26 protein-coding genes are annotated in these 23,380 nt (G+C 67.8%); 20 read left to right on the forward strand and 6 right to left on the reverse strand.

Going from position 1 to position 23,380, the window contains the following annotated elements:
* Positions 1 to 12: 12 nt before the first annotated feature.
* The 4 genes from OHV05_RS17180 to OHV05_RS17195 all read right to left on the reverse strand — a co-directional run bounded on the left by OHV05_RS17180 (position 13) and on the right by OHV05_RS17195 (position 4,237).
* Positions 13 to 786 (reverse strand): 2,3-dihydro-2,3-dihydroxybenzoate dehydrogenase, encoded by a 774-nt coding sequence (locus tag OHV05_RS17180; RefSeq protein ID WP_403037680.1) that lies wholly within the window; start codon positions 784 to 786, stop codon positions 13 to 15.
* A gap of 80 nt (positions 787 to 866) precedes the next feature.
* A complete protein-coding gene (locus OHV05_RS17185; RefSeq protein ID WP_405018467.1) occupies positions 867 to 2,090 on the reverse strand; it encodes a 3-deoxy-7-phosphoheptulonate synthase in 1,224 nt (407 codons plus the stop codon).
* A gap of 380 nt (positions 2,091 to 2,470) precedes the next feature.
* Positions 2,471 to 2,899: a transketolase-like TK C-terminal-containing protein gene (locus OHV05_RS17190; RefSeq protein WP_405018468.1), complete on the reverse strand. Its 429-nt coding sequence runs from the start codon at positions 2,897 to 2,899 to the stop codon at positions 2,471 to 2,473.
* 627 nt (positions 2,900 to 3,526) lie between these two features.
* A complete protein-coding gene (locus OHV05_RS17195; RefSeq protein ID WP_405018469.1) occupies positions 3,527 to 4,237 on the reverse strand; it encodes a hypothetical protein in 711 nt (236 codons plus the stop codon).
* 650 nt (positions 4,238 to 4,887) lie between these two features.
* On the opposite strand from OHV05_RS17195, the gene OHV05_RS17200 reads away from it, so the two are divergent.
* From OHV05_RS17200 to OHV05_RS17210, 3 genes are all read left to right on the forward strand, one after another.
* A complete protein-coding gene (locus OHV05_RS17200; RefSeq protein ID WP_405021481.1) occupies positions 4,888 to 5,688 on the forward strand; it encodes an AAA family ATPase in 801 nt (266 codons plus the stop codon).
* Positions 5,685 to 8,126: a S8 family peptidase gene (locus tag OHV05_RS17205; RefSeq protein WP_405018470.1), complete on the forward strand. Its 2,442-nt coding sequence runs from the start codon at positions 5,685 to 5,687 to the stop codon at positions 8,124 to 8,126. Before OHV05_RS17200 ends, OHV05_RS17205 begins: the two co-directional genes overlap by 4 nt.
* Before the next feature lie 478 nt (positions 8,127 to 8,604).
* On the forward strand, positions 8,605 to 9,159 hold the full coding sequence (locus OHV05_RS17210) for a hypothetical protein (RefSeq protein ID WP_405018471.1): 555 nt from the start codon (positions 8,605 to 8,607) through the stop codon (positions 9,157 to 9,159).
* A 33-nt stretch (positions 9,160 to 9,192) separates the two neighbouring features.
* Here the strand turns inward: OHV05_RS17210 and OHV05_RS17215 are convergent, their stop codons facing one another.
* A complete protein-coding gene (locus OHV05_RS17215; protein WP_405018472.1) occupies positions 9,193 to 9,951 on the reverse strand; it encodes a glycosyltransferase family 2 protein in 759 nt (252 codons plus the stop codon).
* A gap of 2 nt (positions 9,952 to 9,953) precedes the next feature.
* On the reverse strand, positions 9,954 to 10,742 hold the full coding sequence (locus OHV05_RS17220) for a GntR family transcriptional regulator (protein ID WP_405018473.1): 789 nt from the start codon (positions 10,740 to 10,742) through the stop codon (positions 9,954 to 9,956).
* Positions 10,743 to 11,360: 618 nt separating this feature from the next.
* Between OHV05_RS17220 and OHV05_RS17225 the strand changes: the two genes are divergently transcribed.
* The 17 genes from OHV05_RS17225 (at position 11,361) to OHV05_RS17305 (ending at position 23,263) form a co-directional block, all read left to right on the forward strand.
* Complete coding sequence (locus OHV05_RS17225; RefSeq protein ID WP_405018474.1) at positions 11,361 to 11,642, forward strand: hypothetical protein; 282 nt, start codon at positions 11,361 to 11,363, stop codon at positions 11,640 to 11,642.
* A complete protein-coding gene (locus tag OHV05_RS17230) occupies positions 11,642 to 11,839 on the forward strand; it encodes a hypothetical protein (protein ID WP_405018475.1) in 198 nt (65 codons plus the stop codon). Before OHV05_RS17225 ends, OHV05_RS17230 begins: the two co-directional genes overlap by 1 nt.
* 8 nt (positions 11,840 to 11,847) lie before the next feature.
* A complete protein-coding gene (locus OHV05_RS17235; RefSeq protein WP_405018476.1) occupies positions 11,848 to 12,783 on the forward strand; it encodes a DUF2637 domain-containing protein in 936 nt (311 codons plus the stop codon).
* A 29-nt stretch (positions 12,784 to 12,812) separates the two neighbouring features.
* A complete protein-coding gene (locus tag OHV05_RS17240) occupies positions 12,813 to 13,151 on the forward strand; it encodes a hypothetical protein (protein WP_405018477.1) in 339 nt (112 codons plus the stop codon).
* A gap of 41 nt (positions 13,152 to 13,192) precedes the next feature.
* Complete coding sequence (locus OHV05_RS17245) at positions 13,193 to 13,639, forward strand: hypothetical protein (protein ID WP_405018478.1); 447 nt, start codon at positions 13,193 to 13,195, stop codon at positions 13,637 to 13,639.
* A gap of 16 nt (positions 13,640 to 13,655) precedes the next feature.
* On the forward strand, positions 13,656 to 13,790 hold the full coding sequence (locus OHV05_RS17250) for a hypothetical protein (RefSeq protein WP_405018479.1): 135 nt from the start codon (positions 13,656 to 13,658) through the stop codon (positions 13,788 to 13,790).
* Between the two features lie 91 nt (positions 13,791 to 13,881).
* A complete protein-coding gene (locus OHV05_RS17255) occupies positions 13,882 to 16,107 on the forward strand; it encodes a cell division protein FtsK (RefSeq protein ID WP_405018480.1) in 2,226 nt (741 codons plus the stop codon).
* Between the two features lie 137 nt (positions 16,108 to 16,244).
* Positions 16,245 to 16,499, forward strand: a complete 255-nt coding sequence (locus OHV05_RS17260) for a hypothetical protein (protein WP_405018481.1) — start codon at positions 16,245 to 16,247, stop codon at positions 16,497 to 16,499.
* Positions 16,500 to 16,545: 46 nt separating this feature from the next.
* Positions 16,546 to 16,737, forward strand: a complete 192-nt coding sequence (locus tag OHV05_RS17265) for a hypothetical protein (RefSeq protein WP_405018482.1) — start codon at positions 16,546 to 16,548, stop codon at positions 16,735 to 16,737.
* The gene (locus OHV05_RS17270; RefSeq protein ID WP_405018483.1) at positions 16,737 to 16,967 is read left to right on the forward strand and encodes a hypothetical protein; all 231 of its coding nucleotides are present in this window, start codon (positions 16,737 to 16,739) and stop codon (positions 16,965 to 16,967) included. The genes OHV05_RS17265 and OHV05_RS17270 overlap by 1 nt, the downstream gene beginning before the upstream one ends.
* On the forward strand, positions 16,967 to 17,602 hold the full coding sequence (locus OHV05_RS17275; protein WP_405018484.1) for a GGDEF domain-containing protein: 636 nt from the start codon (positions 16,967 to 16,969) through the stop codon (positions 17,600 to 17,602). Before OHV05_RS17270 ends, OHV05_RS17275 begins: the two co-directional genes overlap by 1 nt.
* Positions 17,599 to 17,871, forward strand: a complete 273-nt coding sequence (locus tag OHV05_RS17280) for a hypothetical protein (RefSeq protein WP_405018485.1) — start codon at positions 17,599 to 17,601, stop codon at positions 17,869 to 17,871. Before OHV05_RS17275 ends, OHV05_RS17280 begins: the two co-directional genes overlap by 4 nt.
* A gap of 127 nt (positions 17,872 to 17,998) precedes the next feature.
* Positions 17,999 to 18,616, forward strand: a complete 618-nt coding sequence (locus OHV05_RS17285; protein ID WP_405021482.1) for an SAM-dependent methyltransferase — start codon at positions 17,999 to 18,001, stop codon at positions 18,614 to 18,616.
* A 224-nt stretch (positions 18,617 to 18,840) separates the two neighbouring features.
* The gene (locus tag OHV05_RS17290) at positions 18,841 to 19,689 is read left to right on the forward strand and encodes a bifunctional DNA primase/polymerase (RefSeq protein ID WP_405018486.1); all 849 of its coding nucleotides are present in this window, start codon (positions 18,841 to 18,843) and stop codon (positions 19,687 to 19,689) included.
* A gap of 2 nt (positions 19,690 to 19,691) precedes the next feature.
* Positions 19,692 to 21,176 carry an ATP-binding protein gene (locus OHV05_RS17295; protein ID WP_405018487.1) on the forward strand — a complete coding sequence of 495 codons (1,485 nt, stop codon included), beginning with the start codon at positions 19,692 to 19,694 and terminating at the stop codon, positions 21,174 to 21,176.
* A 474-nt stretch (positions 21,177 to 21,650) separates the two neighbouring features.
* A complete protein-coding gene (locus OHV05_RS17300) occupies positions 21,651 to 21,836 on the forward strand; it encodes a helix-turn-helix transcriptional regulator (protein ID WP_405018488.1) in 186 nt (61 codons plus the stop codon).
* Between the two features lie 59 nt (positions 21,837 to 21,895).
* The gene (locus OHV05_RS17305; RefSeq protein WP_405018489.1) at positions 21,896 to 23,263 is read left to right on the forward strand and encodes a tyrosine-type recombinase/integrase; all 1,368 of its coding nucleotides are present in this window, start codon (positions 21,896 to 21,898) and stop codon (positions 23,261 to 23,263) included.
* The last annotated feature ends 117 nt before the right edge of the window (positions 23,264 to 23,380 follow it).

Consider the following 23,380-nt stretch of genomic DNA (forward strand, 5'->3'; position numbering starts at 1 on the left):
GGGCGGGCCGGCTCAGTGGCCGAGGGCCGCACCGCCGTCCACGGTGAGGTCGTGCATGGTGATGTGGGCGGCCTGGTCCGAGAGCAGGAACAGCACCGCGTCCGCGATGTGCGACGGCTGGGCGATCCGGCCGAGCGGGATGCCGACCCGGTAGGCCGAGGCCACCCCGTCGATGGAGGCCTGGGCGGCGCTGTCGTCCTCCCAGAGCGCGGACAGCATCGGGGTGTCGGTCGAGCCCGGCGCCACCACGTTGCAGCGGATGCCGAACTTCGACACCTCGAGGCCGAGGCACTTGGTGAACATGGTGGCCGCCGCCTTGGAGGCCGCATATGCCGACATGTCGACCCGGGCGGTGCCGGCCGCGTTGGACGCCACCGTGACGATCGCGCCCCGTCGGCCGCCGGCCACCATCCGGTTGACCACCGCCCGGGAGATGAAGAAGACCCCGGTGGTGTTCACCGCGAAGGTGGCGGCCCAGTCCTGGTCGGTCAGGTCCTTGGCGGCGCCGAGCCGGAGCACCCCGGCGCCGTTGACCAGGTAGTCGATACCGCCGAGCTGCTGCTCGACGGCCCCGACCACGGCCTCCACCTCGGCGCTGTCCGTCACGTCGGCCGGGAACGCCTCGGCCCGGCCGCCCGCGTTGCGCAGTTCCTTGGCGAGCGCCGTCAGGCGGTCCCCGTCCCGGTCGACCAGGGCCACCGTGACGCCACGTTCGGAGAGCGCGCGCACCACGGCCCCGCCGATTCCGCCGGCCGCACCGGTGACCAGCGCGACCCTGTTTTCCATTCCATGGACACTCATAGCGACCCCAAAGCCCGAGGATGATCGACCGCTGCCGGCCGGTAATGACTGATCCGCAGAGCCGTTCAGCCCCGCCAGGCCGCCGCGACCTCAAGTGCCTGCCCCGGGTTGAGCCGGGGGTCGCAGAAGCTCGTGTACTTGTCCCCGATGTGCGCCAACTGCCGGTCGCCCGAGGCGCATTCGGTGACCTGATCCGGCGTTGCCTCCAGGTGCAGACCGCCCGGCACCGCGCCGACGCTCAGCAGGGCGAGCTGGAACCGGCGCACCTCCTGCACCACCGTCTCGACCAGCCGGGTCTTCAGACCGCCGGGCCCGTTCACCGTGTTGCCGTGCATCGGGTCGGTCAGCCAGACCACCGGGTGACCCGCCGCCTTGACCGCCGCGGCCAGCGCGGGCAGCCGGTCCTCGACCAGGTCGGCGCCCATCCGGGCGATCAGGGTGAGCCGGCCGGGCTCGCGGCTCGGGTCGAGCCGCGCGCAGAGTGTCAGCAGGTCCGCGACGCTCAGGTCCGGGCCGACCTTGCAGGCCACCGGGTTGGCCACCGTGGCGAGCAGCGCCACATGGGCACCGTCCAACTGGCGGGTCCGGTCGCCGATCCAGGGCAGGTGGGTGGAGGCCAGGTAGACCCGGCCCTGGTCGGTGCGGCGGAGCAGCGGCACCTCGTAGTCGAGCAGCAGTGCCTCGTGGCTGGTCCACACCGGGGCCCCGGCGGCCGGCAGACCGGCCGCCGAGCGGGCCCGGAGCGCGGCGAACGCGGTCGCCGCCGCGTCGTAGCCGCTCAGCAGCCGGCCCGGGTCCGGGCGGCGCAGCTCCGGGTCGGGCTCCGGGCTGTTCACCAGGTGCCCCCGGTAGACCGGGAGTTCGACCCCGTTGACGCTCTCGGTCGGACGGGACCGCGGCTTGCCGAACTGCCCGGCCAGCCGGCCGATCCGGACCACCGGACGCAGGGTGTTCATCGACACCACCCCGGCCAGCGCGTCCAGCAGACCGACCTTGCGGGCCACGTAGCCCGGCTCGCACTCGGCCGGGTCCTCGGCGCAGTCCCCGGCCTGGACCACCTGGAGCCGGCCGGCCGCCACCTCGGCGAGCAGGGCGCGCAGCTCGATCAGCTCGGCGAAGCTCACCAGCCCCGGCCGGTCGGCCAGTTCGCCGGTGGCCTCGGCCAGCTGCCCGCGGTCCGGCCAGGAGGGCTGCTGCTGGGCCGGGAGCGACTTCCAGTAGTCGAGTTCGCTCTCCGACAACGGCGGACCGGACTCGGCCGACCGTGCCGCAATGACGTCGCTACTCACTCAGAACCTCCGTGGTCGTTAATTCCTCAGCTGCCCGGAAAGTGCGGCTGCGAATACCGCCGCTGTGTTCCTGAACCGGTGCGGAGGGCAACCTTTCTTGAGTCTGGGCAGGACAAACCACGAGGTCAACGGCGTGTTTCGAACTCCGTCAGGTGTCCGGCACTGTGTCATTGAATACCATCCGGTTTGGTTTTTTCGGAAAAGCCGACGCATCATGGTCGAATTCCCGGCCGGCCCCGTTCCGACATAGTCCCGGGGATTCGTCGTCAGATCCCCGGCCGAGGGTGGCACGCGGTGCCGCAGCTCCCGGCAGCCCCGGGCACGACGAAGCGCCGCCCGGGCCTACCGGACGGCGCTGTGTGGAGCTGAGTGACTGCGGGTCAGGCGGCCCGTTCCCTGGCCTTCGCCAGACTGCGGCGGGCCTGGGCGGCGATCCGCTCGGGGGTGAAGCCGAGCTGTTCGTACAGCGTCCGGTACGGCGCGGACAGTCCGGACCGGTCAAGCCCGACCGCCACCCCGGCCTCACCGGCCAAAGCGTGCCAGCCGAGCACGGCCCCCGCGTCCACCGACACCCGGACCACAACTCCCCTCGGCAGCACGGCATCCCGGTAGGCAGCGGGCTGCCGCTCGAACCGCTCCGCACACACCATCACCACCACCCGAGTGGCGATCGCGTCACCCTCCAGGATCTCCCGGGCCCGCAGCGCCACCCCCAGCTCACCCCCGGCCGCCAGCAACACCACCTCCGGCACCCCGGTGCCCGCCTCCACCAGCACGTACCCGCCCCTGCTCGGTCCCCGGGTCTCCATCACGTGGTCGGTCCTCTCCGGACGGCGGGCATGGCCTACCAACCAACTCTCCCCGCCCGCCCCCTGACCCACCATCAGCCCACCCCGACTGCGTCAACTCCCCCGTAAAACGCCGACGGCCCCCGACCAGCAGGACTGGTCGGGGGCCGTGCTCCGGCGGAGAGTGTGGGATTTGAACCCACGGTGACGGGTTACGCCACGACAGTTTTCAAGAACATCGCGGATGTTGCCGCTCACCTGCGCATCGCTGGCCGGAGCCCGCTGGCGTTCCACGCATGTTCCACAGCCCACACGTACCACCCGATCTGGCACGCCTCGCCTGCCCAGCAACATCGACAGATTTACAGGCCGCTGACCAAACTACCGTTGAGCTGCTGCCGACGTGCGGCCCACCGACCATGGTCCGCCACTGGTCCGGATCATGATGACCGGGCCCCTCGTCCCGAAGCAACCTGGACGTGTTCTCCGCTAGGTATCAGACGACCTCTGACCCGCACACACCGTTTCCTAGCGTCCGGGGCTGTCTGCCGGAGTACGGGGCTGTTGTAGCGCAGATAGACACTCGCCTGTGGACCTCGTGCTCTGTCGGGTGGGATCCCGACGGTGCGGGTGTGCCCGATGTGCCCGCTACTTCGCTGCCGGGGCGCTGGGCTTGCATGTCTTAACCGCAGCAATGTCACGAACGCTGGACTGCGGAATTTCCACGGAAGCCCCATCGTTGTTCACCAAGACAAATGAAGAACCGCTAGACTTTACCTGCGTTCCACATCGCTTGATGCCGTTCGAGTCCGTGATCTGCACTGCCGGAGGTTCAGCTGATTCCTTTGGGGAGTAGGCCAGGATCCCCATTCCGATCATAAAAAGCGGGAGAATGGCGAGAGCCCACCTCCTACTCAGCCTAAGGCGCTGGCTGGCCCTGCCCGCCTCGTACAACGAGGCTTCTTTCAACCTGGGACCACTAGCAACCATCCTGATAGGTGTGCCCTGTGCAGCCAAGGCTGCAAGAGTAACGCTCGCCAGCGCCGCAATGAGCGAAAGCGCGGAGAACACCCCGGCGAGAATTTGGCCAGGCCAGAAGTCCCGAAGTGAGCCAAGGTCAGCAGCCCCCCTAACAGTAGTCACTGTTGCAAGGAGGCCGGTAATTACGAGGGTTGTAGCACCCCACTTCTCGGCCGCCCTGCGCACCCCTGGTAGGGCCTGGATCCGCTCAGACTCAGCGATCTTTTCCCACCGCAGATCCTCGGCGGACGCCGGCAGATCTGAAAGCTCAATTGTGATGGAATTCGCTGGAACGGATGATAGGTCGACATCTGGCGGCGGAGCGTCCTTGGATCCCATAGCTATCCCCTCAGCCTAATCCGAGTAACAGCGCCGCAGCCGACTTCATCGCCCTTTTGGCCCTCATGCTCTGAAACGCAGCGGCAATTTACTACGTGTTCCTGAGGGCGGCCTGTCACACCGCCATTGCCGCCGGTTGCTGTTTGCCCCACGAGGGTGCTCCCTGGAATCATCTCCTGGGCTGCAACGTTAAGGGAAATTGTGAAATGGTGACTGCATCTAGGGCAATTGCCGGTGAGAATTAGCACCTTTCCTTCATTGCCCTTAGTTTTGGAAAATGAAGAAATAATGGCACGGCCAAGATCTGGGCAGTCAGAGCAATCATATGGAAGGGACGAACCTGGAGTCGCCACTACACCCCCTGAAGCGTGTTGCCTCGACGAAACTGGCTTAACAGATGGTCGGATGGGGTATGATACAGGAGGTGAGGTATGCCTGGCTAACGTCGAGATGGAGGAGGACGCGTGGCCACGAGGGAGCAAGGCGACAGGCTTGCGCGTCCTGACCTACCTAGCCGACACGTTCAAGAGTCCTTGATGGCGGCATTGAGTGGGCATGAGGCATTGGGCTACCCAGAGGATTTCGCTGCCAACCTTGAGCGCGCAGCTCGACTGAGAGAACTACGGAAGAGGCCGCTCACCGTGAGCACGATGAAGCCGCTTCCGACTAGTGACGATGACGTTCCGCTCGTATCGCTCTCACAGTCACGGACGTCCTGGGAAGATCTCGTGTTCTCTTCTGAAACGCAGAGAGTGCTGGTAGACCTCGTCGCAGAGAACCTCAACGCTGATCTTCTTGCTTCCCATGGACTCCAGCCTCGCCGTCGGCTCCTACTGGCCGGCCCAAGTGGGACAGGGAAAACTAGAGCTGCCGAAGCTATTGCACACGGCCTAGGTGTTCCGATTGTTAAAGTTCGGTTGGCCTCGCTTGTATCTTCGTACCTGGGGCAGACGGCTAAGCATATTCAAAGGATCCTCGACTTTGCGGCCCAGGGATCCTGGGTTTTGAGTTTCGATGAGATTGATATTGTAGCGTCGGAGCGCGAATCCGCTGACCACGGAGAAATGCGGCGGGTCGTTGCCGTCCTCCTGCAAGAGCTAGAGGAGTACCAGGGCAGCAATATCATCGTAGCGACAACTAATCATGCCGCAATGCTTGATTCAGCCGTATGGCGACGCTTCGATGAAATTGCAGTCTTCAAGAATCCGAACCAGTCTCAGATCGAGGCCCTTCTGTCAATTAAGCTCAGAAGGATGCAGGTCAAGATAAATCGAACAAATGTCGCACGAAGCCTCTCTGGCATGAGTCATGCCCAGATCGAAATGGTCTGCCAAGATGCTATGCGCAAGGTTGTACTCGAAGGTCGGACATTCGTAGCAACGGATGATATTCTTAGCTCTGCACACTCCCGCCGTCGTCGCTTGAGAGATGCTGGAGAGCAAGAAAATTGAGCATTCTTCCCGGGCTTTTCCCCACCGAGCTTGTGCACCTGCCACTTGGGCGCGTCGCTGTAGACGGCGAACGGAAGCGCACACCAGGTGGCGGAGGCGGGAAGCGCCACCATGCTAGCGCTGAAGAGCATGCCGAAGCGCTCAGCAGGGATGCTGAATTTATCATCGAAGCAGTCTCCCAGCGCGAGCCAGCCCTTGGAATCGAGCCACACCTCGTGATGGTGGTCGAGATTGCGTCCTCGCAGGTTGGAATTGATAGCGAGGATGAGAAGAACTGGGCTCGCGCTGGCCTTCGAATCGTAGACAACGGTCAGGGGAAGAGGGTTGTCGCGTTCAGCGATGATAGTGAGCTGACGCTATTTCTCGAACGGCTTGAAAAATACGGAAGAGGAGAAGAAGAAGGCAAGAAGAATCCGGCCTACTTTTCCTTTTTTGATAGCATCATGCAAATCCGCCCCTATGATCGAACTGACCGACAGGGGCGGCTGTTGGAAAATCTTTTCAGTAATGGGTTGAACGAAGAAACCCATGTCGTTGACCTTGACCTCTGGCATCCCGGTGACCCCGATCGGGCAGCTAGCTGGATGCGCGCTCTACGTGAGGCGCTAGAAGCTGTCGGCGGCGAGGTTCTCGACTCATTTTCGAGTGACCTTTCCGGGGTTCTTGTCCTTAGGGCTCGGGTTGACACAGAAGTAATTTCTCAGCTTTTGAATGTCGATATCATCGCACGAGTCGAATTGGTAGCTGGCGCATTAGCCACCAACTCGTCCCCGAGTGAGCTTTCGGCTGATAGTTTTGCCCATCTTCCATCTTCGCCGGAAAATGCCCCACTTGTGGGCATTATCGACAGTGGAGTTGTTTCCGAAAATCCCTTGCTCAAGGGTTGTATCGTCGAGTCGGTTTCACTTGACTCCGAAATCCCGGATGGCGCTGACAGACATGGGCATGGGACGGCTGTAGCTAGCATTCTTTTGCGTGGCTCTATCAGGGGACAGCTGGCCAGTAAAGAGTGGCAAGTTCCGCCATGCAGGATCCTCTCAGTCAGGATTTTGGATGGCAACAATGAGTTGCCGTCGGGGCGCCTTCCTGTTACTGAGATTAGTAACGCAGTCAGATACCTTGCAGCAGCTGGCGTGAGGATTATTAATCTTAGCATTGGAGATCCCGCCAACGTATTCGATGGGGGGCGCGCGCCGAATCTTGCAGCTGTTCTGGATGAGCTGGCACGGGAACTTAACCTGGTGCTTGTAGTGCCAACAGGACTGGTTTTTCCTCGTGATTACCTCGACGATTTCGATCGGGATCTGAGTGAAGACTATGCGAGTGCTCTCATTGATGGTGACAGTGCGAGGCTAATGGACCCAGCGCCAGCAGCTATCGCGCTGACCGTTGGAGGCATTGCTAGTACAGAACTGGCTCTTCCTGTGGGCCACACGCCATTGGGGCAGGCTGGCTGGCCTTCTCCAATGTCACGGGTTGGTCCTGGAATTGATGGTGCAGTGAAGCCCGAGTTGGTTGCATCTGCCGGCACCGTGGCTCAGCATCCCGTATTGGGGCTCGTCGAGCGCGATGAGCTAAAGGTCCTCGTCGCTGATGGCCGCCCGGATGCCACCGGTGTGGTTACGCATGATTTTGGTTCAAGCTTCGCTGCCCCGTTGGTGGCGCGTGCAGCTGCGGAAGTTCAGGGCCAATACCCCGAGTCGTCAGCTAACCTAATCCGCGCTCTCTTGCTTCAGGGAGCCGAAGCTCGGAAGCTAGACATTCCGGAACCCCAAGGAACAACAGCAGGACAGCGTGTCGTTCGAAATCTCAAGCTGCGCGGGTATGGGGAGATTAATCCCTCTCGTGCCACGTGGAGCTCGTCGCATGATGTCCTCATGTATTGTGAAGAAGAGATTCCAATCGACGGGGTGCACATTTATACTGTGCCGATTCCATCAACCTTTTATGAGGCTCGGAGTCTTACGCGAGGAATTTCGGTTTCTCTTAGCTATGATCCCCCAGTTCGGGCGCGGCGGATTGACTACATGGCCAGTCGGATGCAGTTTGAAGTGGTGCGAGGATTGTCAGCTGAGAAGGTCCTCGCTCTCTTCATGGAGGATGGGGCTGTCCTCACTGGCGGCCAAGCGGTTAAGAAATCAGATATTCCGGGTCGAAACAAGGTTGACTTGACGCCTAGTGTCCCCATTCGCTCGGCTGGCGCAAATCAGCTCGGTTCGCGGACCTGGACGCGTAGTCTTCCTTACTTGGAGCAGTATTCCTCCGAGTTCGTAGTCGCTGTACGGAACAGGAACAGATGGCACGCCGCAAGTGTCAAGCAGTCATATGCACTTGTTGTCAGACTTTGGGTTGATGAGAGGCTTTCGCCCATCTATGACGATCTGCGCAGCACATTGAGTCTGCGTTCTCAGGTGCGCGTGCGTCCACAGCTGTCCTAGAAATGCAAAGGCGCGCTGGCGTATGCGGGTAGTGGAGCGGTTTTGGCCGGTGCCCTGTCTGGTCTGGATCCGAGCATGATCGGAGGGCCGTAAGCTCATCGCGTCTCGGTCAGGGCTTTTGGGCCTGACCGCAATTTGGCCGAGCGGCCCCCTGGTCTTGCTCGGTGCGGGTTCCGGTCCTGGCAGGTGGGTAAAACCGTGGAACCGCCCGCCCCGGCCACGGCGGGATCTGAACCTCCACTCGGCACTTGGCCGCCAGCATGGCGCGGCCGGCGCCGCCGAAGCAGGGCGAAGACAGGAGCGACGGCGAGCGGCGGGCCAGCGCCGCGAGCCTTGAACCCGTAGAGAAGATTTTTACGCACCCTCTCATCGCTCCCCCTCCCCTGCACATCCACCCCGCCCGCCGCTAGGCTCGGCAGCTTGATCTGACTGTGCTTCACATCCTGTGCGGGGGCCCGTGGATACCATCACCCAGCTCGTGACCATCGCTGCTGTCATGCTCGGCGCGCTGACCACGTACGTGACAAACCAGCTGATGGAGCGGAGCAAGCGCAAGGACGGCCTCCGGGTCCGCTGGGACGAGAAGAAACTCGACACCTACGTGGAGTACGTCGGCGGCGTCCGCTCCTGCGTGTACGCGGCCGTGCTGGCCTACGAGGTAACCCACGACATCCGGGCGATGCCCCGCACCGAACACGAACTGCTGATGGACCTCACCGAAGCCGAGGGCCGCCGCGCCCTCGCCTTCGAGCGCCTGATGATGCTCGCCGGTGACGACGTGATCGAAGCGGCCCACGCCGTCAACACCGCCACCCTCGCGATCGACTGGCAAGCCCGCCGCCTGGTCGAGGGAACTCTCGCCGACTGGCGCGCTCTCCACGCCGAATTCTTCCGGGCCGTGAACGTGTTCCACGAGGTGGCTCGTGCTGACCTCGGCGTACGTGGCGGCTTCGCTGGTGACCAGCACTCATCTCGCGGCCTGATCCTGCCGACCACTCGCACCTCCGAGGAAACGCAGCAGCCCCGGCAGTAGATCCCGCCGGGGCCACTCCGCCCTGTGTCCTGCTCAGGCTGCGTCGATGCGCCAGTTCTCCAGCGCGAGCAGCGCCTCGGCCCGGGCCTCGACCACGGCCATCCGGGCGACACGCTCTTCCCGCTCGCTGTGGGCAGCCTGGCTGGTGCTCTGTCCGGGCCACTTCCGGTAGAGGAGTCCAGTCTCCGCCGTGAACCAGCCGCGGCTTACCGCGTTGAGCGCCAGCAGCAGCCCGGTGTCCTCCGAAGCGGGCAGTGCCATCCATCCCCCGAGTGCCAGCACCAGATCCCGCCGCATACACAACGTCGCCGGATGGACCTGAGCCCTGAAGTCATGGGCCTGCCAGTGCGTCAGTACCTCACCGCGCTCGATTGGCCCCTCGGGCGGGTCCTGGTCGAAGCCGACCGTGCTGCCGTCCGGGAGGAGGTCGAGCACTCGTGAGGTGGTCCATGCGATGCCCGGCTGACCGGTCAGCACCATCAAATCACGGGCCAGTGCTCCCGGGGTGAGCATGTCGTCCGCGTCCAGGACCCGGACGTATTCCCCGACAACCCTGGACATGCCCATCATCCGGGCCATCGCTGCGCGACCATGACGCCCCTGGCCGAAGCTGATCCGGGGATCGTCGGGCACGTACGGGGCGACGTCATCGGTCTCGCCGTCCTGCTGGATCACCCACTGCCAGTCCCAACCGGCAGGGAGCTGCTGCTCGTTGAGCGACTTGTAGGCGTCCGCCAGGAACTTAGCGCTCGGCCCGTGCACCGCTGTGATCACGCTTACCACGCTGGTCATGCTCACCACCTGTTCAGCTTGGTCGTGTAAACCAGCTCGGTGCGGTCGCCCGGCAGGATCACCTCTGAGACCTCGACCACCCGGTCGTCGGTGTCGTACGAAGTCTTGCGGAGGACCACCACGGACACACCGACCGGCAGGCCGAGTTCTTCGCTCTCATCGGGCGTCGGGGGCCGGGCCCGGAAGGTCTCCACGATTCGGTCCAGCTCGATGCCGAGGGTGTAGAGCTGGTTCTGCGTGCCCCCGGGCCAGGGCTCGCTGTCGGCCCGGAGAAGGTCCGGGTTGCCGGAGATCAAGCTCAGCGGCAGGTACGAGCGGACCAGGTGAATCGGGGTGCGCTCCTCGCGGTAGCGGGTCCGGTAGGTCCGCTCTAGCAGGATGGCGCCCTCCTCGATCCCGAACAGATCGGCTAGTTCGGCGGGGGCGGGCACCTGGTCGTACTCGGCGCCGAAAATCAGGTCGTTGATGACCAGCCCGGTGTCGTGCTCAGTCGCTCCGGTCTTGCGGCGCACGTCCTCGGGTTCGCGTGCGCGGTCCTTCTCCCACTGGTGGCGGTCATTGGTGCGCGTGACCGACTTCGGCCGGCGTCGGACGAAGGTGCCGCGCCCGTGCTGCTTCTCGATCAACCCCTCGGCTTGGAGCACGCCTACGCCTTGCCGAAGGGTCGGCAGGCTCACGCCGTAGTGGTCCGCAAGTGCGGTCTCCGCCGGGAGCTTGTCGCCCGGGGCCAGTTCGCCGCTGGTGATCTGGCGCCGCAGATCGGTTGAAATCCGCTCGTACTGGTTGGCCATCGGGCTGGTCACCGTCCTGTCTTGGTCTCGCATCATCGTAAGTCCTCAAGAGGTGTTGACGACTACCTGAAAGACCGTCATGGTTCTAGCAACTCCTCAAGAGGAGTTGAGGACAGCATCTCTTTAGGAGCTGTTCTGGCCTTGCGGTTATTCCCCGCAGGTCAGAAGGCCCTTCTTTGGGCTGCTCTGAACTGCACAAACGCGCCCCGGACTGATGTCCGGCTGGGCGTGAGCTGAGGCGGAGGACGCTGCAATCTCCGCAAAGGCCAGGGGAACGGGGGCTTCGGCTCCTACTGGCGAGGTGGCCCGGTGACCGCGAGCAACGGCCGGAGAGTGGGGGCGTGGCCCCCCGTGCAGTGCGTTTCCCGTGGTCCGTCGGCTTTGAGGGGGTGATGAACGTGGTTCGTAGCAGGTCGCATAGGTGGCCTCGCCAGGCTGTTGGCCGGTGAGGCTCGCCCCAGTCGCTCGCGGTTCTCGCCGTTCGTGCCGCCCCTGGGTGGTGGGCACGGCGGGTTCCGTGGCTGCTCGGTCGAGTGGCTACTCGCAGTACGGCTGCGGCCCCGGTGCTGTCACACCGGGGCCGCTCAGGGCCGTCGCATCCGGAGGGAAGTACGACCCATGAGGAACATCATCGCAGGCCAACGCGCACTCGACAGCGAGGAGTTCGCGGAACTGGCGCTCGGCGTGGACACCGAGCTGTTCACCGGTACGCCGGGCGAGAGCCCGCAGGAGCGGGCGGTTCGGCTGGACGTGGCCGGCGCGGTGCTGGAGGACTTGCGCCGGGAGGACTTCGAGCTGGCCGCCTACGCGGAGCGGCTGCTGAAGTCGGCGCCGGCGCCGCTGGTGCGGCTGAACGTCCGCCGTCGCCCGCCGGCCACCACGTTCGGCAAGGCGGCGTGATGGCCGCCCGCACGGACGTGGAGGAGTCGCTGCGCCGGGTGCGTCTGGCGGCCGAGCTCAACGCCGCCGCCACCCGTCGGCAGCAAGAGAAGCTGACCGCTGTGCGGGAGCGCGACCGAGCGGTGCTCACCGCGCTCACGGCCGCTCACCCCGCGCTCACGATCCACCCGCCGGCACAGGCGGGGTGGTCGGAGTGAGGCTTCCGGTGACTGCCGATCAGATCCGCTCGGCCGAGCGGGCCCTGACCGCTGGAACGTGGACGATCACGTTCGGCGCGGTGCTCTACAGCGTGCTCACGGTGACCCCGCTGATGCGCGCACACTCCCCCCACGGGTGGGAGTGGACGGCGCCGATCCTCCCCCTGGTGGTGGACGCGGCGGTGGTGATCGTCGTCCGGATGGACGCCATCCTCGCCCGCCTCGGCGGGCAAGGCGGCCGCTGGCCGGTGGTGCTGCGCTGGCTCACCGGCGCCATGACGCTGCTGCTCAACGTGGGTCTGTCCGCCCTGGACCGTGACCCGGTCGGGGTGGCGGTCCACTCGGTGGCGCCGCTGCTGCTGATCGTCACCGCCGAAGCCGCCCTTGCCTACCGGCGGGCGATCGGCACCGCGCTGGCCGACCGTGAAGCCGGTGAGCGCGCCGAGCGGGCCGAGCGCGAGAGGGCCTTGGAGGAGAAGCGGCAGCGGGAGCGCGCGGAGCGGCTGGCGGAGTTCGATGCGGCCGAGCGGCGGGGGCGTGAGCGCCGTGAGCACGACGCCGCTCTGCTGCGCGAGCAGCGTGAGCACGAACAGCAACTGGCCCTCGCGGAACGCCAGGAGCGGGAGCGGCTGGAGGCGGCCGGGCGGGCCGAGAGCGAGCGTCGTGAGCGTGAGGTGAGCGAGCGTGAGCACCGTGAGCGCGATGCCCTTGAACGGCTGCGTCATGAACTCCTGAACGCCGAACCCGTCGCCGAGCGGGTGCCGGAGGAGCGGGCCCGGCTGATCGTCGGTGCGGCTCACGCCGCGCAGATTCCGCAGCGCCGGGTGGTCGAGCTGACCGGCTGGTCTGCCGGTTGGGTCGCCGCCCGCTACCAGGAGAACCGCACCGCCGACAGCGCCGCGCCCGCACTGCTGGCCCTCGCCGCCAGCGCGGACACCCACTGACCACCCCCACCTTGAGCAGGAGATTCCCCATGAACGACACCATCACGCAGGCCCCGACCGCCGCCGACCAGCTCCGCGCCGCCCAGCTGTTCGTGCTGCTGGTCACCGAGCACCCCGACCTGCCCGCCCCGACGTTCAACGTGAGCTCGGACATGGTCGAGATGACCTTCTACGACCACCGGCTGCCCGCACCGCTCACCGCGTTCGAGCAGTGGCGCGAGGCCCTCAACATCGACCCCGCCACCGTCGGCCACGGTGTCGCTGAGGACCTGGGCTGGCTCCGCGTCACCACCCAGCTCGCCGACCTGACGCTGCGCATCATCGCGTTCCACCGGCGGGACTGGGACCCCGCCGACCTCGGCCTCTGACACTCAACAGCCGTGAACCACTGACATGTTGGAGATGCGCCGTGACCTCCCACGCCGCCCGCTTCGCCGCCGTCTACGCCCTGCTCCGCGCCGCCGGTGATCTGGCGGACCACTGGGTGCAGACCGACCACCAGGCCAGCAACAAGGGCCAGCACGACCACAACGACGGCCAGTCCAGCGCGGCCGGCCGCCGCGCCTGCGCCGCCCACGTCGCCACCTACACCGCCACCCAGACCGCAGCACTCCTGATCGGCTCCCGCGTCCTCGGGGTGCGCCTGCGGCCCGGCCCGGTCGCCGTCGCCCTGGCCCTGTCGGCGGTCACGCACTACGCGGCCGACCGGCGCGAGCCGCTCCGCCGCCTGGCCGACGCCACCGGCAAGGCCAACTTCGTCCGCCTCACCGACTTCGGGATGAACGGCGCCTACGCCCTCGACCAGGCCTTTCACCACACGGTCGAGACCGCCGCCGCCCTCATCGCCTCCGCCTGAACAGGAGATCACCGTCATGCGTGACCTGATGAACCGTCTGTCCGAGCTCGCCGGCAGCGGCTGGCAGTGCCTGAAGTGCGGCCTGTTCTGCCCCGGCCGCACCACCCACTGCGCGTGCGGCGCCAACCGCGCCCAGCACGGCTCCCGCTGAATCCGCCCCGGGACGGCCACACGGCCTGGCAGCTTGTCCGGCCGTCCCGGGCCCTTCACCCCTCTGATGTGCAGTTGAGGAAGGACCTTCAGTGAACCACTTCGACAATCACGAACCGGGCAGCGAGGACGAGCTGTTCGCGCGTCTGGAGGCCGACATGGCCACCGACCCGACCGGCAACAGCAGCGGCGGCGTTCTCGACCTGGGCAAGGCCCGGGCCGAGCGCCGCCCCACCCCGGTCGCCCTCGCCGACGCCGACCCGGACGGCGATGACGACCTGCCGTCGGTGTACGTCGACCAGCCGCCGGCGGCCCCGCTGCCGCCGGTGGAGGGGGCGCGGCGCCCGATCCTGCCCGCGTGGCTGCTGTCCCGCACCGAGCTGCGGACCCAACTCACCTACACGGCAACCCTGGTGGGTCACACGGTCGCCTACCACGCGATCCGCACCCCGCTGTACGCCGCGCGCCTGGCGGGCCGCTCCCCGCGCGGGACGGCCCGCCTGGGCCGGTTCCTGGGCCGTTGGGCGTCCGATGCGGAAGGTCAGCCGCTGCGGGCGGCGGCGGCCCGGCGCGAGGACGCGGAGCTGTACCTGCGGCTGACCCGGCAGCGGGACGCCCGGGTGCGGCTGCGGGGCCTGATCAGCGTGCTGGGGTCGGTGTTCGGCGTGGCGGCGGTGATCGTGCTGCTGGTGCTGACCAGCATGGCGACGGTGCTGATGCTGGCCGCCGCCGTGGTGCTGGCCCTCGGCGTGGTCGGGGCGCCGGCGGACGAGCCGCTGATCGGCCGCTCGGTGACCAAGGCCAAGGCCCCCAAGCTCACCTCCGACATGGTGATCCGGGCGCTGGAGTCGCTGGGGATCGGCGGCATCACCTCCGCCCGCACCAAGGGCACCGCGATCACGTTCCCGGCCCCGATCATGCGCGACGGCCCGGGATGGCGAGCCGACGTGGAGCTGCCGCACGGCGTGACGGTGGCGGATGTGATGGACCGCCGCGAGCGCCTCGCCTCCGGTCTGCGACGGCCGCTCGGCACGGTGTGGCCGGAGCCGTTCCCCGGTGAGCACACCGGCCGGATGGTGCTGTGGGTCGGGGATCAGGACATGGCGAAGGCGAAGATGCCGGCCTGGCCGCTCGCGGTGAACGGCACGGTGGACCTGTTCAACCCGATCCCGTTCGCCACCGACCAGCGCGGCACCTGGGTCAACGTCACGCTGATGTTCATCGCCGGGGTCATCGGGGCCCTGCCCCGGATGGGCAAGACGTTCCTGCTACGTCTGCTGCTGCTGATCGCCGCCCTGGACCCCCGGGCCGAGCTGCACACCTACGACCTCAAGGGCACCGGTGACCTGGACCCCGTCGGGGACAAGGTCAGCCACCGCCACCGGGCCGGGGACGACGACGAGGACTTCGAGTACGCCATCACCAGCATGCGCGCGCTGCGGGAGGAACTGCGGCGCCGCACCAAGGTGATCCGCTCCCTGCCCCGGGACATCTGCCCCGAGTCCAAGGTGACCAGCGAACTGGCGAACAACAAGTCGCTGGGGCTGCACCCGGTCGTGGTCGGGGTGGACGAGTGCCAGGTCTGGTTCGAGCACCCCAAGTACGGGGCGGAGTTCGAGGAGATCTGCACCGACCTGGTCAAGCGCGGCCCCGCCACCGGGATCGTGCTGCTGCTGGCCACCCAGCGCCCCGACGCGAAGTCCCTGCCGACGGGGATCAGCGCCAACGCGATCCTGCGGCTGTGCCTGAAGGTCATGGGCCAGGTCGAGAACGACATGGTGCTGGGCACCAGCTCCTACAAGCGCGGCGTGAAGGCCACCACCTTCTCGCGCGACGACAAGGGCATCGCCTACTACGTCGGCGGCGAGGGGGCGGACGCGCAGATCGTGCGCTGCGTCTTCGTGGACGCCCCCGCCGCCGAGACCATCGCCCAGCGCGCCCGCGCCGCCCGCGAGATCGCCGGACTGCTCACCGGTCACGCCGCCGGCACCGACCAGAGCGAAGCCGCGGCCGCCCCGGCGCACGACCTGCTGGCCGATGTCCTCGCCGTCATGGGCCCGGACGAGCCGAAGCTGTGGTCCGTGACCGTCGTGGCCCGCCTGGCGGAGCTGCGGCCGGACGCCTACGGCCTGTGGGGCGAGCTGGAGGGCCGGGCCAAGGCCGACCAGTTGGTGACCGCGCTCAAGCCCTACGGCATCACCACCGGCGACGTGTGGGGCACCACCGACGACGGCAAGGGCACCAGCCGCAAGGGCATCACCCGAGCCGACATCACCCGAGTCGTCACCGAGCGCAACAAGAAGCGCGACGCCGGATAGCCCCGAAAGGTCGCTAGGCCTAGCAACCACCCTCGCTAGACCTAGCGACCCCGCTAGCGACCCAAATATCCCCTGATCAGGTTCCTAGCGCCTAGCGTCTGGCCTGCTCAAACCCCGGAAACGGCCCGGAGGCACCCATGAGCACCCTCATACCGGCTGCACTCGCCGCCCTGCTCCTCTCCGCCGCTGGTTACGCAGCGTTGTGCACTGCCTCGCCGTTCGGCGACTGCCGCAAGTGCGACGGCCTCGGCTCACAGCTCAAGTTCGACCGGCGCGGCAAGCCCAAGCGCGGCAAGACCTGCCGCCGCTGCAAGGGCGTCGGCAAGCGCATCCGCATCGGCCGCCACCTCTACAACGTCGCCCACCGCACCTGGACCGCCGGCACCCGCTGAACCCCCCGCCCTGCCCCGCACCACCGATCCGTGAAGGACAACCACCATGGCCCTGACCGTCTCCCTGGTCGTGCTGTTCGGCATCGCCCTCGGCCTGCTCCTGCGCTTCAAGGCCCTCGGCTACAGCTCCGCGACCGTCGCCGTCTTCTTCGGCTTCTTCCTCGCCTCCACCGGCCTCGCCGCCCCCATCAACAACCTCGTCCAGAGTTTCATCAACTTCAGCTCCACCCTCGGCTGATGGCCACCACCCCGCCGCCGCTGACGGTCCGTCCACTGGCCGCCGTCCACCTGCGCGAAGCGCTCACCGCCGCCGCCAACGGCCACACCCCCGAAGCCCTCGCCGCGCTCATGCACATCGACCCCGAGTCCTGGGAGGCGATCAACTCCCGTCTCGGCCAGCTCGGCACCGACCTGCTCGACGCACTCGCCCTCGCCGCCCGAACCGGAGGAACCGGAGGAACCGCCTGATGAACGCCGAACTCATCGCCGCCGCCCTCCCGCTGGCCGCCTGGGGCGCTCACGCCACGCTGATGCGCCGCCGCCTGGAGAAGGCCGGCCGGGACCCGCTGACCGGCCTGCTGACCCGCGACGCCTTCACCACCCGCGCCGAGCGGATCATGCGCCGCCCCGACGCGGTGGTCGTGTTCATCGACCTCGACCGCTTCAAGCAGGTCAACGACACCCACGGACACGCGGCGGGGGACGCCGTCCTCAAGGACACCGCCGCCCACCTCACCCACTGGACTGGCGACTTCGGATACCCCGCGCGCCTGGGCGGGGACGAGTTCGCCGTCATCCGCCCCCTCTCCCGCCTGGAGACCGCCCGGCGGCTGTACTTCCTCAACGCCTACCTCAGCGAGCCCGTCACCTACCAGGGGCACAGCCTGCCGCGAGGGGCGTCCATAGGGATCGCGCGTGTCGCCGACCTGCCCGACCGCTCCCTGACCACCGCGCTCACCGCCGCCGACACCGCCATGTACCGCGCCAAGGACCGCGCCACCGGCCCCGTCATCTACGACCCCGCAGACCGAGACGAGCCCCGCCGCTGGCGCCGCACCGGCCCCGGCGCCCTCGCCACCCGCACCGGAGGAACCCAGTCGTGAACCCGGAACTCATCGCCGCCGCTGCCCTCATGGCCCCCGGCGCCACCCTGTCCGCCGCCGTCGCCTGGTCCCTGCGCGGCTCCCGGACGCACTCCGCCGCCGTCCGCATGGTCCTCGCCGAGTCCGCCGCCGCCCGCACCGCCGCGCTGGACGAGGACGGGCCCACTCCGCCCACGGAGCGGGAACCCGCGCCCGAGACCGCGCCGGCACCGGCCGTGCGGCTCGCGACGGTCCTGCCGTTCCCGGGTGCGTCCCGCCGTGCCGCCTGAGCCCCGCACCGTGCCCGGGCCCCCGGTCATGGTCCCGGGGGCCCGGCCGGCCGCCGGGTGGCTGCCCACCCGGCCCTGGAACGGCCTTACCGTGCTGGACGCGTTCTGCTGCCAGGGCGGCGCCAGCATGGGCTACCACCTCGCCGGATACCGCGTCCTGGGCGTCGACCTGGACCCGCAGACGCGGTACCCGTTCGAGTTCGTGCAGGGCGACGCGGTCGAGTTCATCACCCGCCACGGGCACCTCTTCGACCTGGTGAGCGGGTCGCCGCCGTGCCAGCGTTATACCCGCTGCCAGAAGATCCGGGGGCGCGAGCACCCGGACCTGATCGGACCGACCCGGGAGGCAATGCGGGCCACCGGCCGCCCCTACGTGATCGAGAACGTCGAGGAAGCGCGGGGAGAGCTGCTGGAGCCGGTGATGCTCTGCGGCGCGGCGTTCGGCCTGCGGACCTACCGGCACCGCCTCTTCGAGACCGGCGGCGGCCTCCGGCTCGAACAGCCCGAGCACCCCGGGCACACGGCCCGCGTCGCGAAGATGGGCCGCCCCGTGGGTGAGGGGGAGTTCATGCACGTCGTCGGCAACTTCTCGAACGTCCCTCTCGCCCGCAGCCCGGAAGTGATGGGCATGCACTGGGCCACCCGGGACGGGCTGCGGGAGGCAATCCCGCCGGCGTACACGGAGCTGATCGGCCGTCAGGCCCTGCTTGCCCTCTCAGAACGCAGCCTCGCTGCGACTGGCTGACCGGAGCGGGTCCGTGGCGCTCCTGGACTGGCGAGACGGCAGGCATTTCGACCACACCCGGAACCTGCCGTGCCGCTGGTGCGGCAGGCCCACACCCTTGCGCGACGACCAGCGCAGGCCCGCACACAAGGTCTGCGCCGAGAACGAGAACGGCGGCCCCCTTCCGGCAAGAACCGGGGCCGCCGCCAATCCAGCACTGCTCTAGAGAACTGGAGACACCCAGCATGACCGATCCGACCCACATCCGGGGAGAGCACCTGCTCACCGCCCTCTCGCTGGCGGCGTCCGGCGTGCCGGTGCTGCCGTTGCGAGCGGGGAAGGTGCCGTTCGGCAACTGCCAGGCCTGCACTGGCAACGCGTGCGGCGGCCGGCCGAACATGAAGACCCCCGGCCCCTGCGTCTGCCCGGCCCCCTGCCACGGTTGGGCCGCCGCCACCACCGACCCCGCCGTCCTCAACTCCCAGGAGTGGGCCGCCGCGTGGCGCGAGGCGACCGGGGTGGCCTACCACCCCGGCGGCGCCGGACTGACCGCCGTGGACCTCGATAACACCGACGCCACCACCTGGGCCCGCGCCAACCTGCCCGCCACCCTGACCGTTCCCACCACCCGGGGCGAGCACTGGCTCTACCGGGGCGCGATGCCGTCGGCCAACGCGGTGCGGCCCGGCATCGACCTCAAGTCGTCCATGTCCTACGCCCGGTGGGTCGGCCGCGGCTCCGGCACCCTCACCGCCCTGCCGGACACCGTCCGGGCCCTGGTCGTTCGACAGCTCGCCCCGGCCCGTCCGGTGGCCGTGTCCGCGCCGACCGGTGGCGGGAGGTGCCCGCACCGCAGCCCGGCCTACCTGGACCGTGGCATCACCATGGCCGTCCAGCGCATCACCGACGCCGCCAGTGCGGTCCACGCGACCGTGTTCGGGGCCTTCCTCGCTGTGCTGTCCACCCACGGCCGGTGCGGGTGCCTGACCGACGCGCACACGGAGCGGCTGTTCGCCGCCGCGCAGGCCAAGGGCGAGTCCGCCCGGCACTGCGCCGACGCGTGGGCCAACGCCGTCCACAGGCTGGGGATGTAGCCATGGCCGAGGACGAGAAGACCCCGGCACGCGAGATCATCACCGACTACGCGCAAGCCCACTTCCGGTACTTCCGCACCGCCGACGGCACCGTCTACGCCCAGAAGACCGGCCACCCCGTCGCGCGTCCGATCCGCTCCCAGGGCACCACCGGCAGCCACCGCCAGGAACTCATGGTCGGTCTCTTCCGCGACGGCCTCGGGGTGTTCAACGGCACCGCCCTCAAGGAGGCGCTGGACTTGATCGAGGCACTCGCCCTGACGGAGGACGTGCAGCCCGTCCACATCCGCGTCGCCCCCGGCTTCGACGGGGCGACATGGCTGGACCTGGGCCGCTCCGACGGCCTCTCCGTGCGCATCCACCCCACCGGCTGGGACACCATCGTCCCCGACCCGCGAGAGGTCTGCTGGCGGCGCACCCAGCTCACCGGAGAACTGCCGGTGCCCGTCAAGGACACCGATGGCAAGGGCATCGACCTGCTGCTGAGGTTGTGCAACTTCGCGACCGCGCAGACGGAGTGCCTGGCGATCGCGTGGCTGATCGGGTGCCTGGGGCCGTCCGTGCCGGTTCCGGCCGTGTTCCTGACTGGGCCGCAGGGCGCGGGCAAGTCCACGGCCGGCCGGATGCTCACTCGGATCGTCGAGGGGATGAGCGGGGACCTGCGCCGGGCCCCGAAGGACGAGGAGAACCTGCTCGCCGCTGTGGCGGCCGGGTGGATCACCGCGCTCGACAACCTGTCCCACATGACCCCCGACCTCTCCGACGCGATGTGCTGCATCGTCACCGGAGCCGAGAACGTCAAGCGGGCCCTCTTCACCGACGGCGACGTCTTCCGCGTCGGCTACCGCCGCCCCATGCTCCTAACCGGCATCGACGTCGGCGTCATCCGCCCCGACCTCGCGGAACGCCTGCTGCCGCTGCGACTGGTACGGCCCGCCAAGCGCCGCACCGAGGCGAAGCTGTGGGCCGAGTACGCGCAGGTGCTGCCCACCGTCCTCGGGTCGCTCCTGGACCTCACCGTCAAGGTCCGGGCGGCGGACGCGGAGACGCCGACGGATCTGCGGATGGCGGACTTCGCGCACCTGTGCGCGCAGCTCGACGCCGCCACCGGCTGGGGCTCGCTGCCCGCCTACCGGGCCTGCCTGGACGACCTGAACGATGACGTGATCGAGGGCGACCTGATGGCGCAGACCGTCCTGCGGCATGCCGAGACCATCGCGCCGGGGGAGGCGCAGCGGCTGACGTCCACGCAGTGGCTCGACTGCCTCAGCCGCCTCTACGTCGGCGAGGAATTCAAGCCCCTGCCGAAGGGCTGGCCCACTACCGGCAAGGTGCTCTCCGACCGACTGAAGCGCCTCCAGCCCACCCTTGCCGCCCGGGGCGTGCTGGTCGACTCCGGCCGCACCCGGGAGGGCCGCTACCTCGAAGTCGAGCGCCCGGCCCCCGAGCCCCCGAAGCCGCCGCACGAGCAGCCGCCACTGCTCTGACCCGGGTCACCGCCTGAACAGCAAGAGGAGCACCGGCTCCGCCCGGGGCCCGGTGCTCCTCTTGCTGTTCGGCGAAGCCGCTTGAGGTCGTGCCGCGCAGCGGCTCCGCTCCTCGCCCTGAGAGAGCGCCGAACTACAACAACAGCCCCTCAATTTTTCCTAAGTAGGAACCGCTGCGTCACGTTCGTCACGGCCGCCGGAAAACGACCCCTGACCTGCACAGAAGGGCGTGACGCAGACGAAAAGCTCTGCGTCATCCTGCGTCACCCTCGTCACGCCCCCGCGTCACCGTGACGCAGCCGCGTGACGCAGACGCCACCCGGCCCGACTCCTGCGTCACGCCAAAACCCCAGTTCAGACCCCCTATGTGACGCGTATGACGCTGTGACGCAGAAATCCCCACCTCGGACACACGCACACGCCTCAACGCCGCACCCTCTCCACCACACCCGAACCGCTCACCGGAGGATCTGCATGGCTAAGCGTGAACTGCTCAAGCTCTCCGCCGTCCTCGAAGAGATCAACATGAGCCGCGCCGCCTTCTATCGGATGCGCGCCCGAGGCCAGGGGCCGCGCCTGATCAAGCTCCCCAACGCTCAGCTCCGCGTGGACCGCGCCGACCTCGACAGCTGGCTGACCGCCTGCCAGATCGCTGCCTGACAACCCATCGCCACCAGGGGCCCGGCATTCGCCGGGCCCCTCATCCGTACGGAGCTGAATTGCTGACCTTCGAGGTGCACATCTATGCCATCCGTGATCTCAAGCGCGGCCGCAAGCCGCACCAACTTCGTTGGCGCGTAGGTCAGAACCCGCACTCCCGAACGTTCGCCACGAAGACCCTGGCGGACGGCCGACGGGCCCAACTGATGACCGCGATCCAGAAGGGCGAGCAGTTCGACACCGACAGCGGTCTGCCGGTGTCCGAACTCAGGAAGCGCGACCAGGTCACCTGGTTCGAGCACGCGACGGAGTACGCGGAGAAGAAGTGGACCCGGGCATCCGCCAAGAGCCGGTCCGCACGTGCGGACGCGCTCGCCACCATCACCCCCGCGCTCGTCACCGACCGACGGGGCGCGCCTGATCACCGCGTTCTCCGCCAGGCCCTGTCGTGCTGGGCGTTCAACTTCTCACCCCAGCAGCCGGAAGCGCCCGCAGAGGTCACCGCCGCGCTCGCGTGGTTGGCCAAGAAGTCCATCGGGATCGGGGAGTTGGAGGATTCCGAGAGGGTGCGCACCGCCCTTGAGGCCCTGTCCCGCCTCCTGAACGGGCAGGTCGCTGCGGACAACACGATCACCCGCAAGCGCATGGTGTTCAACAACGCCCTGCGGTACGCCGTTGAGCGCCGCAGACTGCCGGCCAACCCGCTCCAATTCGTGGACTGGGAAGCGCCGGAGACCGACGATGAGATCGACTGGCGTTGGGTCCCGGGGCCGGAGCAGGGACACGCTCTGATCGAGGCTGCCGGTACGGTCTCGCCGCGCGGGAGCCACCTGCGGGCGTTCTACGGCTGCATGCTCTACGCGGCTACCCGGCCGGCCGAGGCGATGGACATTCGGATCACGGACTGCACCCTTCCGGAGTCCGGGTGGGGGCGGATCGTGCTGGCCGGCAGCTCCCCAAGGGTCGGCTCACGCTGGACGGATGACGGCCAATCACACGAAGAGCGCGGCCTCAAGCGTCGGGCCCGCAGCGCCACACGCGACGTGCCCATTCCGCCGGTCCACGTGCAGCTGCTGCGCGAGCACATCGAGCGGTTCGGCGTCGCATCCGACGGGCGGCTGTTCCGGGCGACGGAGGGTGGGCGCCTTCTCACGAAGGAGTACGCCGCGCTCTGGAAGGACGCCCGGACGGCGGTTCTCGCCCCCGAGCAGGTGGAGACCCCCCTCGCCGATGTGCCCTACGAGCTGCGGCACACGGCCGTGTCCGGCTGGCTGGTGGCCGGCGTCGACCCGGTGGAGGTGGCGCGTCGCGCCGGGCACAGCGTGGCGGTGCTGTACCGGTTCTACGCCAAGATCCTGAACAACCGTCAGGACCACTCCAACGCCCTGATCGAGCGCTTCCTGAACGGTCAGGACATGCAGGAGTAGGCCGTCAGCACCCCGGGTCGGCGTTCCACAGATGTTCCACACGGGCTGGACCCGCGCGGGATATCGGCGACGCGGAGTGAGACAACATGCGAAAGGGCGGGTACCGGCCGCTCGCCG

The sequence above is a fragment of the Kitasatospora sp. NBC_00070 genome (assembly GCF_045041205.1).
GTDB lineage: Bacteria > Actinomycetota > Actinomycetes > Streptomycetales > Streptomycetaceae > Kitasatospora.